Source organism: Streptomyces sp. NPDC014995, assembly GCF_043080745.1.
Lineage (GTDB): Bacteria > Actinomycetota > Actinomycetes > Streptomycetales > Streptomycetaceae > Streptomyces.
In genome coordinates, this window is sequence record NZ_JBIBVX010000020.1 from 21,514 (window position 1) to 36,370 (window position 14,857).

Genomic DNA, 14,857 nt, shown 5'->3' on the forward strand with positions numbered 1-14,857 from the left:
GCGCCGTATGTGCTCGAATACGGCGCATTGCGACCGGAATCCGAGCATCCGGGTTCCGCCTGCCGCTCACCGCGACGACCGCCGCCCGCGACGGCGACTCCCCGAAGCCGCCGGAGACGGGCGAGGGCATGGTGGCCGGACCGACGGCGGTCTTCGACCGGATCCTCGACCGCGGCCTCCACGTCGACACCTGCGTCCGGCACGTGAAACGCGAGCCGATGCGTCACGGCCGCCCGGCCGCCCGGCCGCCCGGCCGCCCGGCCGCCCGGCCACCTGGACGCCTGGACGCCTGGACGCCTGGACGCCTGGACGCCTGGACGAGCGTCCGACGGCCAGTCCCCGTCGGGGCAGGGGGTTCGCGGGTGGACGACGACCAGTCCCGTTCGGGGCGGGGGGTTCAGGGTTGGACGCCGGCCAGTCCCCGTCGCGGCGGCCGCAACGCGCGGGTGGAAGACAACCAGCCCGGGCGACCGGAGTGCGCGGATGGACGACAACCAGCCCGGTCGGGGCGACCGGAGTGCGCGGATGGACGACAACCAGCCCGGTCGCGACGACCGGAACGCGCGGACGGACGACGGCAATCAGTCGCTGCACGCCCCGGTGGCCCCGGCGGCCGACGCATCCCGCGTCCCGCGCGCCGAAGGCGGTGGCACGGCGGCCGGCGGCGATCCGCGCAGCGGGTCGATCCGCAGGACGGCACCCGACAGGCGCGCGCGGTCTGCGGCGACCGGGCCGGGCGGTGAACGCGACGGTGGACCGGCTCCCCCTGTTCACGGGGGAGGCGATCCGGATCAACGGCGGGAGGACACGTGACCCCACCACCACAGAGCGGGGGCCGAACGCCGAAGGCGCCCTTCCCGCCGATGGAGAACCTGGCGCTGCGCACGGGTTGGTGCGGGGGCGCGGGGAACCGCGCGGACGACCACAACGCGTCCGCGGTCGCCCGCGCCCCGACGCCCCTGCCTCCCGAGCTACGCCACCCCGGCTACGCCTCCCGCGTCCCGGCGTACATCTCGTCGATCAGGTGCTTGTACTCCCGCTCCACCACCGGCCGCTTCAACTTCAGGCTCGGCGTGATCTCCCCGTGCTCCACGTCGAGATCCCGCGGCAGCAACCGGAACTTCTTGATCGTCTGCCACTTCTGCAGACCCTGGTTGAGCTGCTTGACGTACCCGTCGATGAGGGCGACGGTCGCCGGCGCGGCGACGACCTCGGCGTACGACTTGCCGCCCAGGCCGTTCTCCTCGGCCCATCCCAGGATGGACGGCTCGTCGAGAGCGATCAGCGCCGTGCAGAAGTTCCGGTCGGCCCCGTGGACGAGGATGTTCGACACGTACGGGCACACCGCTTTGAACTGCCCCTCGACCTCGGCCGGCGCGATGTACTTGCCGCCGGACGTCTTGATGAGGTCCTTCTTGCGGTCGGTGATCCGCAGGTAGCCGTCGGGCGACAGCTCGCCGATGTCCCCGGTGTGGAACCAGCCGTCCGGCTCCAGCACCTCGGCGGTCTTCTCGGGCAGCTTGTGGTAGCCCTCCATGATGCCGGGGCCGCGCAGCAGGATCTCGCCGTCGTCGGCGATGCGCACCTCCGTACCGGGCAGCGGCTTGCCGACCGTGCCGGTGCGGTAGGCCTCGCCGGGGTTCACGAAGGAGGCGGCGGAGGACTCGGTCAGGCCGTAGCCCTCCAGGATGTGGATCCCGGCGCCCGAGAAGAAGTACCCGATCTCCGGCGCGAGCGCCGCGCTGCCGGACACGCACGCCCGCAGGTTGCCGCCGAACGCCTCACGGATCTTCGCGTACACGAGCGCGTCGGCGACCTTGTGCTTCGCGCCGAGCCCGAACGGCACGGAGGCCGTCCCGGTGCGCCGGAAGTTGTCCTGGGCGACCTTGGCGTACTCGCGGGCGACCTCCGCCGCCCACTGGAAGATCTTGTACTTGGCGCCGCCGGCCGCACGGGCCTTGGCGGCGACCCCGTTGTAGACCTTCTCGAAGATGCGCGGCACGGCCGCCATGTACGTCGGCTGCACCACCGGCAGATTCTCGATGATCTTGTCGACGCGGCCGTCGACTGCGGTGACGTGCCCGACCTCGATCTGGCCGGAGGTCAGCACCTTGCCGAAGACGTGCGCGAGCGGCAGCCACAGGTACTGCACGTCCTCGCCGCTGATCAGCCCGGTCGCGGCGATCGCCTTCGCCATGTACGCCCAGTTGTCGTGCGGCAGGCGCACACCCTTGGGCCGGCCGGTGGTGCCGGAGGTGTAGATGAGGGTGGCGAGCTGCTCCTTGGTGATCGCGCCGACCCGCTCCTTGATCAGCTCCGGGTCCTTCTCCAGCCGGGCGGCCCCGCGCTTCTCCAGCTCGTCGAGGGTGAGGATCCAGTCGGCGGTCTCCACGCCGGCCGGGTCGATGACGACGACATGGGTGAGGGCGGGCAGCTCGGCGCGCTTCTCCACGGCCTTGGCGAGCTGGGCCGCGTCCTCGGCGATCAGCACCCGGCTCTCGGAGTCGGAGAGGATGTACGCCGACTCCTCGGCGTTCGTCTGCGGGTAGACCGTCGTGGTCGCCGCACCGGCGCACATGATGCCCAGGTCGACGAGGATCCACTCGATCCTGGTGGAGGAGGCGAGCGCCACGCGCTGCTCGGGCTGCACGCCGAGCTCGATCAGACCGGCCGCGACGGCGTACACCCGCTCGGCCGCCTGCGCCCAGCTCAGCGACTTCCAGTCGTCCGGCCCCTGGCCGGCCGCGGCCGGTACGGGATAGCGGTACGCCTCCGCCTCCGGCGTGGCCGCCACTCGCTCCAGAAAAAGGCCCGCGACGGACGGCGGACGGTTCTCGATCAGTGTCTGTGTGTCGCTCACGACATCCTCCGGGGCCCGCGACGCTGCGGCTGGCTCAGTGCGGCTGGGCTTGCTCACGGGCGGTGGTTCGGCCTGTTGTTTAACTCGCGAGTAACTATCGAGCGAGATCAGAGTAGAGCGCGGCCGCCCGTCGCGTAAGACTCCGCGGCCTGTCACTTCCTACAGAGAGCGACCGCCCACATGCGGAGGGACCCGCCGCACTTTCGTACGACGGGTCCCGATCCGCCCGGTTTGGCGGCGTACCTGCGAGTAACCGGTGGCTACTTCTTGCCCTTGCCCGACCCCGCGCTGTCATCGCTGGACAGGACCGCGATGAAGGCCTCCTGCGGAACCTCCACGGAACCCACCATCTTCATCCGCTTCTTGCCTTCCTTCTGCTTCTCCAGCAGCTTCCGCTTACGGGAGATGTCACCGCCGTAGCACTTGGCGAGGACGTCCTTGCGGATGGCGCGGATGGTCTCGCGGGCGATCACCCGCGAGCCGATGGCGGCCTGGATGGGCACCTCGAAGGCCTGCCGCGGGATGAGCTCGCGCAGCTTGGCGACGAGCCGCACACCATACGCGTACGCCGCGTCCTTGTGGGTGATCGCCGAGAAGGCGTCGACCTTGTCGCCGTGCAGCAGGATGTCGACCTTGACCAGGCTGGAGGTCTGCTCGCCGGTGGGCTCGTAGTCCAGCGACGCGTAACCACGCGTCTTCGACTTCAGCTGGTCGAAGAAGTCGAAGACGATCTCCGCGAGCGGCAGCGTGTAGCGGATCTCGACGCGGTCCTCGGAGAGGTAGTCCATGCCGAGCAGGGTGCCGCGCCGGGTCTGGCACAGCTCCATGATCGAGCCGATGAACTCGGTCGGCGCCAGGATGGTGGCCCGCACGACCGGCTCGTACACCTCGTTGATCTTGCCTTCGGGGAACTCGCTCGGGTTGGTGACGATGTGCTCGGTGCCGTCCTCCATCACCACGCGGTAGACCACGTTCGGCGCGGTGGCGATGAGGTCGAGCCCGAACTCGCGCTCCAGCCGCTCCCGGATCACGTCCAGGTGCAGCAGGCCGAGGAAGCCGACGCGGAAACCGAAGCCGAGCGCGGCGGAGGTCTCCGGCTCGTAGACGAGCGCGGCGTCGTTGAGCTGGAGCTTGTCCAGGGCCTCGCGCAGCTCCGGGTAGTCCGAGCCGTCCAGCGGATACAGACCCGAGAAGACCATCGGCTTGGGGTCCTTGTACCCGCCGAGGGCCTCGGTGGCGCCCTTGTGCTGGCTGGTGACGGTGTCACCGACCTTGGACTGGCGGACGTCCTTCACACCGGTGATCAGGTAACCCACCTCACCGACGCCCAGCCCGTCGGCGGAAAGCATCTCGGGTGAGTTGGTGCCGATCTCCAGCAGCTCGTGGGTGGCGCCCGTCGACATCATCTTGATGCGCTCACGCTTGTTGAGCTGGCCGTCGATGACACGGACGTACGTCACGACGCCCCGGTACGAGTCGTACACGGAGTCGAAGATCATCGCGCGGGCGGGCGCGTCCGCGACCCCGACCGGCGCCGGGATCTCCCGCACGACCTTGTCGAGCAGCGCGTCGACGCCGACACCCGTCTTGGCCGAGACCCGCAGCACGTCGTCGGGCTCGCACCCGACGAGGTTCGCCAGCTCCTCGGCGAACTTCTCCGGCTGCGCCGCCGGCAGGTCGATCTTGTTGAGTACGGGGATGATCGTGAGGTCGTTCTCCATCGCCAGGTAGAGGTTGGCGAGGGTCTGGGCCTCGATGCCCTGGGCGGCGTCGACGAGGAGGATGGTGCCCTCACAGGCGGCGAGCGACCGCGAGACCTCGTAGGTGAAGTCGACGTGCCCCGGGGTGTCGATCATGTTGAGGATGTGCGTGTTGCCCGGGTCCTGGGTGGGCGCCCAGGGCAGACGCACGGCCTGGGACTTGATCGTGATACCGCGCTCACGCTCGATGTCCATGCGGTCGAGGTACTGAGCACGCATCTGCCGCTGCTCGACCACACCGGTCAGCTGGAGCATCCGGTCGGCGAGCGTGGACTTGCCGTGGTCGATGTGCGCGATGATGCAGAAATTGCGGATCAGAGCCGGGGCGGTACGGCTCGGCTCGGGCACATTGTTAGGGGTCGCGGGCACGCAGGGTCCTGTCTCTTGAGGCGCCTTATGCCTCGGGTCGGATCAATACGTAGGTTCCATGGTCCCACGGGCGACGACCGGGGTCCCACGGGCGGCCGCCGGGGACCGGCCGGGGACCGGTTTGGGACCGGCCGGGGACCGGTTTGGGCCGTACTCCGGGCCACTGGTAGCCTGGGTGGCTGTGTCTCATGCCCTCTCAGCGCGAGGCACTCTCAAGAAATCACCTGGTGCGGGGCCCGTGCGGCTCCGTGCCTGAACCTGAAAAGGCTCATTCGTGGCGAACATCAAGTCCCAGATCAAGCGGATCAAGACCAACGAGAAGGCCCGGCTGCGCAACAAGGCCGTCAAGTCCTCCCTGAAGACCGCGATCCGCAAGGCCCGTGAGGCCGCTGCCGCGGGTGACGTCGAGAAGGCCGCCGAGCTCCAGCGCGTTGCCGCGCGTCAGCTCGACAAGGCCGTCTCCAAGGGCGTCATCCACAAGAACCAGGCCGCCAACAAGAAGTCGGCGCTGGCTTCCAAGGTCTCGTCCCTCAAGGGCTGAACCATCTCCCTGATCTGACCGATCCCCGGAGATCTCCAGGGATCGAACCGCCGGAAGGACCCAGAGCGGGCCCTCTCTCATCCGCTCCCGACCGGCACCACGAGCCCATACGCGGCCTGCGTTCGCCACGCGGGTATGGGCTCAAGCGCTTGATCCGAGGCCCCGGTGCCCCGCCCTTCCCCAGGGCGGTGCCGGGGCCTTCGGCATGCCGGTGGGGCACGCCGGTCGTCACGACCAGAACTCGTTGCCCTTGTCGAGGTCCTCGACGCACTCGTCGAGATCGGTCATCTTGTCGCCGACGATCCGGAAGACGATGCCTCCCCGCTCGTCGATGTGCTTGTCACCCCGGTCGGCGGTGAAGCGGTGCACGGACACGGCGTGCCCGCGGCCGTCGACGAACACGTTCTGCAACTCGACCCGGAACGACCCGCCCGTCTCCGAGTAGAGCCGGCCGTAGTAGCCGTCGAAGATCGAGTCGACCCCCTTGAAGTCCCCCGAGAGGGGGTGGGAGCCGGGCACGTGGTGTGTACAGTCCCCGGTCATCATCGAGCGCAGGGTGTCCATGTCTCCGCGCTGGAAGGCCTCGTAGCCCTTGCGGACGAGCAGGGCGTGCGGGTGTTCAGCCACGGCGATCGCCACCTTTCCTGATCAGGCGATGACGGCTGACACGCACGATTCTCCTCCGCCGGGAGGGAAGGGCCACTGGATCACCCGGCCCCGTCGTCGCGGTCAGCGCCCTCGGGACCGGGCCGCCCGCGCGATGGCCACCACGGCCTTCTCCAGGGCGTACTCGGGGTCGTCCCCGCCGCCCTTGACTCCCGCGTCCGCCTCGGCCACCGCCCGCAGCGCGACGGCCACCCCGTCGGGCGTCCAGCCCCGCATCTGCTGGCGCACCCGGTCGATCTTCCACGGCGGCATGCCCAGCTCCCGCGCGAGGTCGGCCGGCCGGCCCCCGCGTGCGGAGGACAGCTTTCCGATCGCCCGCACGCCCTGGGCTAGCGCACTGGTGATCAGCACGGGTGCGACCCCGGTGGCCAGCGACCAGCGCAGCGCCTCCAGCGCCTCGGCGGCCCGCCCCTCCACGGCCCGGTCGGCCACGGTGAAGCTCGACGCCTCGGCCCGACCCGTGTAGTACCGCCCGACGACGGCTTCGTCGATGGTCCCCTCGACATCGGCGACCAGCTGCGACACGGCGGACGCCAGCTCCCTCAGGTCACTGCCTATGGCGTCGACGAGCGCCTGACAGGCCTCGGGCGTGGCGGACCGCCCGGTCGCCCGGAACTCCTGCCGCACGAAGGCCAGCCGGTCCGCCGGCTTGGTCATCTTCGGGCAGGCCACCTCCCGCGCCCCCGCCTTGCGCGCGGCGTCCAGCAGCCCCTTGCCCTTGGCCCCGCCCGCGTGCAGCAGCACGAGCGTGATCTCCTCGGCGGGCGCCCCGAGATACGCCTTGACGTCCTTGACCGTGTCGGCGGACAGGTCCTGCGCATTGCGTACGACCACCACCTTGCGCTCCGCGAAGAGCGAGGGGCTGGTCAGCTCGGCCAGCGTGCCGGGCTGCAACTGTTCCGGAGCCAGGTCTCGTACGTCCGTGTCGGCGTCGGCGGCCCTCGCGGCGGCCACCACCTCCTGCACGGCACGGTCGAGCAGCAGGTCCTCCTGCCCCACGGCGAGCGTCACGGGAGCGAGAAGGTCGTCATGGGCGGTTTTCTTGGCCATCACGAACAGCATCCCACGAGCCACCGACAAGACTCCCCGGGCAGACGCGGCACGGACAGACGCGGCACGGGCAGACGCGGCCCGGGCAGATACGGCTCGGGCAGATACGGGCCCGGACACACGGCACGGGCAGATACGGCCCGGGCAGATACGGGCCCGGACACACGGCACGGGCAGATACGGCCCGGACACACACGGCCCGTCAGGGACACGGGGCCGTACCGACATGCGGCTCCGCCGCGTGGAGCGACCCGCCATGGCTGTGCGGCTCGGCCACGTGTACGCGACCCGCCATGACCATGCGGCTCGGCCGCATGGTCACAACCCGGCCACGAGACGTGCGACTCCGCCGCGTGCACACGCCCCCGCCACGATCAACCCTCAGCCGACGAAGCCCGGTCGGTCACGCGGCCTCACCGGCGGAACGCTACGGCTCCTCCCGCCACCCCTCCCACTCCCCCGCGAACGCGTCCAGCTGCACCGCGTCGAGCCGTCTCTCCTCGTCCCGCAGCACCACCAGCCACTGCGCGTCCTCCGCGTCGTCCTCCCCGGCCAACGCGTCACGGACGACCTGCGGCTCCTCCCGCACCCCGAACCGCTCCGCGAGCGCCTCGACCACCTCCTCGGCGGCGTCACGATCGGGCAGCACCAGCACATGTCTCACATCACTCACGCAGCCATTTTCCGGCACCCACCCGGACGCCCCGCCCCAGGCCCGGTGCGGCTCCCCGGGCCGCTGCCCCTAGGAGGCCCTCTCCGACCCCCGCACCACCGGCACCCGCTCCAACCCGATCCCGAACCGCTCCCTGTACACCGCCAACACCTCCTCGTCCCCCGCCAAGTCCCGCTCCTCACTCACCCCGTCGGCCGCCGTCACCTTCAGCCGGCGCCCGCTGAGCGTGATCCTCCCCCCGTCCTCCGTGACCCGCGAACACACCAGCGACCTGGAGAAGTGCGACTCCGGCGAGGTCCGGTGCCACCAGGCCCCGGCCAGGAAGTCGCCCAGCACCCGGGGCCGCACCTCCAGCCGGTACTCGCGGGTGTCGTTCCGCAGGACGTCCATGTCGGCGGGCCCCACGACGGCCTGCGCCCCCTGGTCCGTCCCGACGAGGCGTCCGACGCCACCCTTCACCCCGGCCGCGTCCGGCCCGGCCTCCACGATCCGGAACAGACCCCCGGGATCCCGCTGTTCACCCCGGTCCTCCCAGCGGAGCGGATAGTGGCTGTGCGCCCCGAATCCGACGTCGGCCAGCCACTCCCCCGCGTCCACCGTCCGCACCAGCAGCGCCAGGTGGTCGTAGGGGATCCCGAGCCGCCCCTCCTTCCCGTACACCCGCGCCGCGAGCAACGTCACATCGAACCCGAGCGCCCGCAACAGCGCCCCGAACGCCCCGTTCAGTTCGTAACAGAACCCGCCCCGCCGGGCCCTGACCACCTTCTCGACCAGCCGCTTCTCCTCCAGCACCATCTCCTCGCCGAGGTGGATCGACAGGTTCTCGAAGGGGACGGTCTGCAGGTGCCGCAGATGCAGCTCCCGCAGCACGTCGACCGTGGGCCATGCCGGGTACGCGACGCCGAGGCGGTGCAGATAGGCCTCCAGCAGACCGGCATCGATCGGTGAGGGGGCGACCCGTACGGAGTCCATGCCCTCAGTCTCCCGCCACCCGCAGCTCCGCGCCCGTACCGGCGACCGCCAGTGCCCCGTCCAGGTCCGTCCGCAGCACCATCGCGCCCGTGGCCCGCAGCGCCGCGACCGTGCTGGGCGCGGGATGCCCGTACGGGTTGTCCTCGCCGCACGAGATCAACGCCAGCCGCGGCGCCACCGCGCGCATCAGGTCCGGATCCTGGTACGCCGACCCGTGGTGGGCCACTTTCAGCACGTCCACCCTCCTCAGCAGCGCGGCCGCCGGCGACCGCGCCAGCGCCTCCTGCGCCGGGGGTTCCAGGTCCCCGAGCAGCAGCATCCGCAGCCCGCCCGACCGCACCAGCAGCGTCACGCTCGCGTCGTTCGGCCCCTGCGGCTCGGGCACCGGACGTACCGGGAGTACCTGCCCGCTCGAGTGAGGGGGAGGGCTTGGCGGAGGCCACAGCACCTCCCAGTCGAGCCCGCCGAGACGCCGCCGCTCCCCCGCCACGGCCCGTACGAGCGGCACCTGCCGCGCCTGCGCCTCCTTCCGGACGAACTCCACCTGATCCACCGGTTCCATGAACCCCGTCGTCTCGATCGCCCCCACCGCCCGCCCCCGCAGCACCCCCGGCAGCCCGGCCACATGGTCGGCGTGGAAGTGGGTCAGCACGACGAGCGGGACGCGAGTGATGCCGAGCGCGCGCAGACACCGGTCGACCAGCCGGGGATCGGGCCCGGCGTCCACCACCACACCGGTGCCCTCGCCCGCCGCGAGCACCGTGGCGTCACCCTGCCCCACGTCGCACACCGCGAGCCGCCAGCCAGGCGGCGGCCAGCCCGTGATCACCCTGGTCAGCGGCGGCGGCTGGACCACCACGAGCAGGAGCAGCACCCCGCAGGCCGCGCACAGCCCCGGATGCCTCAGCAGCCGCCTCCCGAACAGCACCGCACCGGCCGTGGCGAGGGCGAGCAGCAACGCCCCGCCCCAACTCCCGGGCCAGTCCATCCCCGCCCCGGGCAGCGCCGCCCCGGTCCGCGCCACGTCCGCGATCCACCCGGCGGGCCAACTCGCGCACCAGGCCAACGCCTCCGCCACCGGCATCGCCACCGGAGCCGTCGCCAGCGCCGCGAAACCCAGCACCGTGGCCGGCGCCACCGCGAACTCCACGAGGAGGTTGCACGGCACCGCCACCAGGCTCACCCGCGCCGACAACACCGCCACGACCGGCGCGCACAGAGCCTGCGCGGCGCCCGCTGCCGCCAACGCCTCCGCGAGCCGCGGCGGCACCCGGCGCCGCCGCAGCGCCGCACTCCAGCGCGGCGCCAGCGTCAGCAACGCCCCCGTGGCCAGCACGGACAGCAGGAACCCGTAACTCCGGGCCAGCCACGGGTCGTACAGCACCAGCAGCAGGACCGCCGTCGCCAGCGCCGGGATCAGGGATCTGCGGCGCCCGGTCGCGAGCGCGAGCAGCACGACGGCTCCGCAGGCCGCCGCCCGCAGCACACTCGGGTCGGGCCGGCACACCACGACGAATCCGAGGGTGAGCACTCCGCCGAGCAGCGCGGTGCCCCTCAGCGGAATGCCGAGCCGGGGTGCCAGGCCGCGGCGCTCGACCTGCTGGGCCAGGCCGGGCGGCCCGAGCAGCAGGGCGAGCATGATGGTGAGGTTGCTGCCGGACACGGCCAGTGTGTGGGCGAGGTCCGTCTCCTTGAAGGCCTCGTCCAGTTCGGGCGTGATCCGCGAGGTGTCCCCGACGACCAGCCCCGGCAGCAGGGCCCGCGCGTCGGCCGGCAACCCGTCGGTGGCCTCCCGCAGCCCTGCCCGCAACCGGCCCGCGAACCGCTGTGCCGCCGACGGCTCCCGTACGACGGCCGGTCCGGCCCCATGCCGCACCCGCAGCACGGCGGCGATCCGGTCTGCGCCCGTCAGAGCGGGGACCAGCCGCCCGGTCACCCGGACCCGGGTGGACGGCAGCAGCCCGAGCCACGGCTCCCCCGCCGGTCGGCGAGCCGAGCCCGGACGCCCCCGTCCCGCACCCTCGCCGACGTCCACCACCACCAGCACCGGCGTCCGCGTCGCCACCACCGTCCCGCCCCGCACCTCGACACCGCGCACCTCCGCGTCGACCAGCACGGAGTCCCGGGTCATGCGATCCCCGCGCACCCGTGGCCGGGCAAGCCGCGGATCGGAGGTGAGTTCCACGACGGCGGTGACGGTGGCGTACTCCCGCGCCAGCGCCGGCACGGGCCCCCGGCGCAGATCGGCCCCGTGCAGCCCGGCCGACGCGGCGGCCGCGGCCGCGCAGAGCAGCACCGCGGCGACGGTCGCCCACGGCCAGCCGCCGCGCCCTCCCGACGGCCGTCCAGCCCCCATTCGCCACGGCCGTCCAGCCCGCGCCCCGAGTAACCGGCCAGCCTGCCCTCCCGGCGACCACCGCTCACCTCTCGGCCCGCGCCGGCCCACTCCCAGGAGAAGTGCGGCCGCGCTCACACAGGCGAGCGCGACGCCACCCACCACCCCCGGCGACGCGTCCAGCGCCAAGGCCGCCGTCGCCCAGGCCGCGAGAGCCGGAGGCACGAGCCGCAGGTCGACCGGCCCTTCCTGGCGCGGGTTCGCAGCTCCCAGCCGCTTCCCCGACGCGATGTGCACGTCTTGGCGGGAGCGCAGGCCGCCACCCGGACCGGTGCCGGCCGTACCCCCGCCCTCCGTACGCATCCCACCGGAACCCGGGTGGACCGACGAGTCGTTGCCCTCGCCCCTCATGGCCGCACCAGATTCCGCAGATCGGCGAAGCGCCGCTCCCCGATGCCGTTCACCTCACGCAATTCGTCCACCGAGCGGAAACCACCGTGCTGCGTCCGGTAGTCGACGATGTGCTGCGCCAGCACCGGTCCCACGCCGGGCAGCGTGTCCAGTTGCTCCACGGTGGCCGTGTTGAGGGAGACCGGAGCGGCCGGCGCGCCTCCCACCGAGCCGCCCGCGGGCCCCGCCCCCGTCCCCGGGCCCGTCGCCCCGCCGGCCGCGGGCCCGCCGACGACGACCTGCTCCCCGTCCACGAGGAACCGGGCCCGGTTGAGTCCGTCGGTGTTGGTACCCGGCCGTACCCCTCCGGCCGCGGTCAGCGCGTCGACCACACGCGAACCGGCGGGAAGCCGGTGGATCCCGGGTTTGCGCACCTTGCCGCTGACGTCCACCACGATCTCGGCCGCGGCCGTGCCCACGGTGCCCGGCGCTGCCGCCGAAGCGGCGGGCTCGGCCGGACCGCTGTGCTCCTCCACTCCGTAGGGAGCCGCCGCCCGCACCACCTCCGGTGCCTGCACGGGCTGGGCCCGGCCGGCCCAGAAGTGCTGCACGGCGAAGGCCGCCACGGCGACCACCACCACGGCGAGCGCCAGCACACTCCTGCGCTCCAGTCCGCAACGGGCCTGCACCCACACGGGCATCCGCTCCCGCAGAGCGAGCCCGGCCCGCTCCCACCGGTCCCCCGCCCCACCAGCGGCCCTCAGACCACCCTCGCTCGCACCGCCCTGACCCTCCCCGGCGACAGTCGGCCCACCGACACCGCCAGACGGCCCACCGACACCAACGGGCGACTCTCCACCACCGCCTCGTGCCCCACCGACACCAACAGGCGACGCACGACCCCCCGCCCGTGACCCATCACCACCAGCACGCGGCTCATCCACCCCGGCCCACAGCTGCTCCACCCCGGCCCGAGGCTCCCCCACCCCCGCAACCGCTACCGCGTCCTCCTCCCCGACACCGCCATCCCCCGGTGGCGGCCCCATTCCCAACTCCCGCCGTTCCCCGTCCCCTTCCCCGTCCCGTTCACCGAACAGCACCTCCGCCCGTCGGCGCAGGTCCTCCGCCGAGGCATGACGGTCGCTCGCCCGGCTACGGGCAGCGGGTCGCCGGTGTCGGATGCGCCGGTCGGAGCCGGGTCCTCGCCCGGGTCCACTGGTCGCGTTCGTCGTACGTGAGCGTGATCGAAGTGCCATGCGACGAGGATCGACCACTTCGCCGAAGCGCGATGATCTTGCTCGGTTTCCGGGGACGGCAGCCCAGTTGTGGATAACTCCGCCACCCACACGAGTGACGGACGCTCAGGCGGTCACCGCACTCGGCACCTCAGGAGTCGCCGCATCGGGCACCTCACAGGTCACCACATCGGACACCTCAGAGGTCACCGCGTCGACGCCTCAGAAGCGCGACGCATCGACACCCAAGACGCTCACCGCGTCGACACCACAGCCGCCAGCAACCCGGGCCCGGTATGCGCCCCGATCACCGCGCCCACCTCGCTCACATGCAGCTCCCCCAGACCCGGCACCCGTGCCCGCAGCCGCTCCGCCAGGGCCGAAGCCCGGTCCGGCGCGGCGAGATGATGGACGGCGATGTCGACGGGCGCGCTGCCGGCCCGGTCGACGACCAGTTCCTCGAGGCGGGCGATGCCCTTCGACGCCGTCCGCACCTTCTCCAGGGGCTCGATGCGCCCTCCCTCGAGCTGAAGCAGCGGCTTCACCGCGAGCGCCGAGCCCAACAGGGCCTCTGCGGCACCGATCCGGCCCCCGCGGCGCAGGTATTCGAGGGTGTCGACGTAGAAGTAGGCGGAGATGCCGGAGGCTCGCTTCTCCGCGGCCGTCACCGCCTCGTCCACCGTGCCGCCCGTCTCCGCGACCTCGGCCGCCGCCAGCGCGCAGAAACCGAGCGCCATCGCGACCATGCCGGTGTCCACCACGCGCACCGGCACCGGCGCCTCACGCGCCGCGACGACCGCCGCGTCGTAGGTGCCCGACAACTCGGCGGAAAGGTGGAGGGAGACGATGTCGGTGGCGCCGGATTGGGCGACCTTGCGGTAGGTCTCGGCGAACACCTGGGGGCTGGGGCGCGAGGTGGTGACGGAACGTCGCTTCTGCAGTGCCTGGGCGAGGGAGCGGGTCGAGATCTCGGTGCCCTCTTCGAGTGCCTGGTCGCCGAGGACGACGGTCAGGGGCACCGCGGTGATGCCGTGGCGCTCCATCGTCTCCTGCGGCAGGTAGGCCGTTGAATCCGTGATGATCGCGACATGGCGGGACATGAGCTGGAGGTTACCTGGCGTAGCGCCCGCGCGGCAGACCGGGCCCCTGCCGGGCGCCCCGCTCCGATCGCATCGCGCACGACGTCAGGTGGTGCTCTCGGGCCGGGGCTTCTTCTGCCAGGGATACGTGGGACGCGGCCCGGGCGGAGTGATGGCGGGCCGTGCCGGCTGCTCCGCCGCCCGCGAGCCGGGCTTCTCCGGCCAGGTCTGCTGTCCGCTCGCGCTGTCGGCGGCCGGCGCCTCGGGCCACGACTGCGTCGGCGTGTGCTCCGGGGTGGTGGTCCAGTGACGCAGGGCGCCCGCCTCGATGTCGATCTGGGCGCTGAGGGTGTCCAGGTCGTCGTCCGCGAAGCGGCGGGCGCGGTCCCGGGCCGCCCAGCGCAGCGAGTCCGCCGACGCCGTGACGCGCTCGGTGCGCTCCCGCAGTGCCGGCAGCCGCTCGGCGAGGGTGGCCCGGTCGGGCTCCGACTCCAGGCGCTTGAGCTCCTCGTCCAGCTCGTGTCCGTGCGCGCTGAGGCGCTGGAAGAGACCGAGGGACTCCTTGAGCGACTCGTCCTCGGCCACGCCCGCGCGCAGCGCGTCCTGGGTGGCCCGCATCGAGGTGCGCAGCTTCAGGCGGAGCTGGGCGATCTCGCCGGCCGGTCCGAGGTGCGCGAAGGACTTGGCCCGCAGGGTGTGGTCCTCAACGGTGCGGCGGGCGGTGGTGATGGTGCGGTCCACGCTGCGCTTGGCGGCGCCGACCGCCTTCACCGTGGCGTAGGCGCCGAGCGCCACGAAGAGCACGAAGAGCAGGGCGAAGACTGCGATCACTGCTTCCACGAGCTCCTCCTCCAGGAAACCGGTCCCGGCACACCACGCGCCGCTCTTCAACGGTAAACGCAACGGGCAGGCCCGAAGTTCCAGAAG

The 14,857-nt window shown here is 72.1% G+C and carries 11 protein-coding genes; 1 reads left to right on the top strand and 10 read right to left on the bottom strand.

Annotation, left to right across the window (positions count from 1 at the left end; genetic code table 11):
* Positions 1-985 precede the first annotated feature (985 nt).
* Together ACF1A1_RS32870 and lepA are read right to left on the bottom strand one after the other, a co-directional pair.
* Positions 986-2,860 (bottom strand): AMP-dependent synthetase/ligase, encoded by a 1,875-nt coding sequence (locus ACF1A1_RS32870; protein WP_392004779.1) that lies wholly within the window; start codon positions 2,858-2,860, stop codon positions 986-988.
* 260 nt (positions 2,861-3,120) lie between these two features.
* Complete coding sequence (gene lepA / locus ACF1A1_RS32875; protein ID WP_392004781.1) at positions 3,121-4,989, bottom strand: translation elongation factor 4; 1,869 nt, start codon at positions 4,987-4,989, stop codon at positions 3,121-3,123.
* A 274-nt stretch (positions 4,990-5,263) separates the two neighbouring features.
* Between lepA and rpsT the strand changes: the two genes are divergently transcribed.
* Complete coding sequence (gene rpsT / locus ACF1A1_RS32880; protein ID WP_392004783.1) at positions 5,264-5,530, top strand: 30S ribosomal protein S20; 267 nt, start codon at positions 5,264-5,266, stop codon at positions 5,528-5,530.
* Positions 5,531-5,758: 228 nt separating this feature from the next.
* On the opposite strand, the gene ACF1A1_RS32885 is transcribed toward rpsT, so the two are convergent.
* The 8 genes from ACF1A1_RS32885 to ACF1A1_RS32920 all read right to left on the bottom strand — a co-directional run bounded on the left by ACF1A1_RS32885 (position 5,759) and on the right by ACF1A1_RS32920 (position 14,770).
* Positions 5,759-6,157 carry a nuclear transport factor 2 family protein gene (locus ACF1A1_RS32885; protein WP_392004785.1) on the bottom strand — a complete coding sequence of 133 codons (399 nt, stop codon included), beginning with the start codon at positions 6,155-6,157 and terminating at the stop codon, positions 5,759-5,761.
* Positions 6,158-6,259: 102 nt separating this feature from the next.
* Complete coding sequence (holA, locus tag ACF1A1_RS32890) at positions 6,260-7,246, bottom strand: DNA polymerase III subunit delta (RefSeq protein WP_392004787.1); 987 nt, start codon at positions 7,244-7,246, stop codon at positions 6,260-6,262.
* A 427-nt stretch (positions 7,247-7,673) separates the two neighbouring features.
* The gene (locus tag ACF1A1_RS32895; protein ID WP_392004789.1) at positions 7,674-7,919 is read right to left on the bottom strand and encodes a hypothetical protein; all 246 of its coding nucleotides are present in this window, start codon (positions 7,917-7,919) and stop codon (positions 7,674-7,676) included.
* A gap of 69 nt (positions 7,920-7,988) precedes the next feature.
* Entirely contained in the window at positions 7,989-8,891 is a 903-nt protein-coding gene (locus tag ACF1A1_RS32900; protein WP_392004791.1) for an arylamine N-acetyltransferase, read from the bottom strand.
* Positions 8,892-8,895: 4 nt separating this feature from the next.
* The gene (locus tag ACF1A1_RS32905; protein ID WP_392004999.1) at positions 8,896-11,589 is read right to left on the bottom strand and encodes a ComEC/Rec2 family competence protein; all 2,694 of its coding nucleotides are present in this window, start codon (positions 11,587-11,589) and stop codon (positions 8,896-8,898) included.
* 44 nt (positions 11,590-11,633) lie between these two features.
* Positions 11,634-12,872 carry a helix-hairpin-helix domain-containing protein gene (locus tag ACF1A1_RS32910; protein ID WP_392004793.1) on the bottom strand — a complete coding sequence of 413 codons (1,239 nt, stop codon included), beginning with the start codon at positions 12,870-12,872 and terminating at the stop codon, positions 11,634-11,636.
* Between the two features lie 233 nt (positions 12,873-13,105).
* Positions 13,106-13,951, bottom strand: coding sequence for a DegV family protein (locus tag ACF1A1_RS32915; RefSeq protein ID WP_392004795.1), 846 nt, complete (start codon positions 13,949-13,951; stop codon positions 13,106-13,108).
* Positions 13,952-14,035: 84 nt separating this feature from the next.
* On the bottom strand, positions 14,036-14,770 hold the full coding sequence (locus ACF1A1_RS32920; protein WP_392004797.1) for a hypothetical protein: 735 nt from the start codon (positions 14,768-14,770) through the stop codon (positions 14,036-14,038).
* Between the last annotated feature and the right edge of the window lie 87 nt (positions 14,771-14,857).

Coding starts and splice junctions, on each gene's coding strand:
- ACF1A1_RS32910 (WP_392004793.1), bottom strand. CDS start 12,872: ATGGCACTTCGATCACGCTCACGTACGACGAACGCGACCAGTGGACCC.
- ACF1A1_RS32900 (WP_392004791.1), bottom strand. CDS start 8,891: ATGGACTCCGTACGGGTCGCCCCCTCACCGATCGATGCCGGTCTGCTG.
- ACF1A1_RS32915 (WP_392004795.1), bottom strand. CDS start 13,951: ATGTCCCGCCATGTCGCGATCATCACGGATTCAACGGCCTACCTGCCG.
- holA (WP_392004787.1), bottom strand. CDS start 7,246: ATGGCCAAGAAAACCGCCCATGACGACCTTCTCGCTCCCGTGACGCTC.
- ACF1A1_RS32905 (WP_392004999.1), bottom strand. CDS start 11,589: ATGCGTACGGAGGGCGGGGGTACGGCCGGCACCGGTCCGGGTGGCGGC.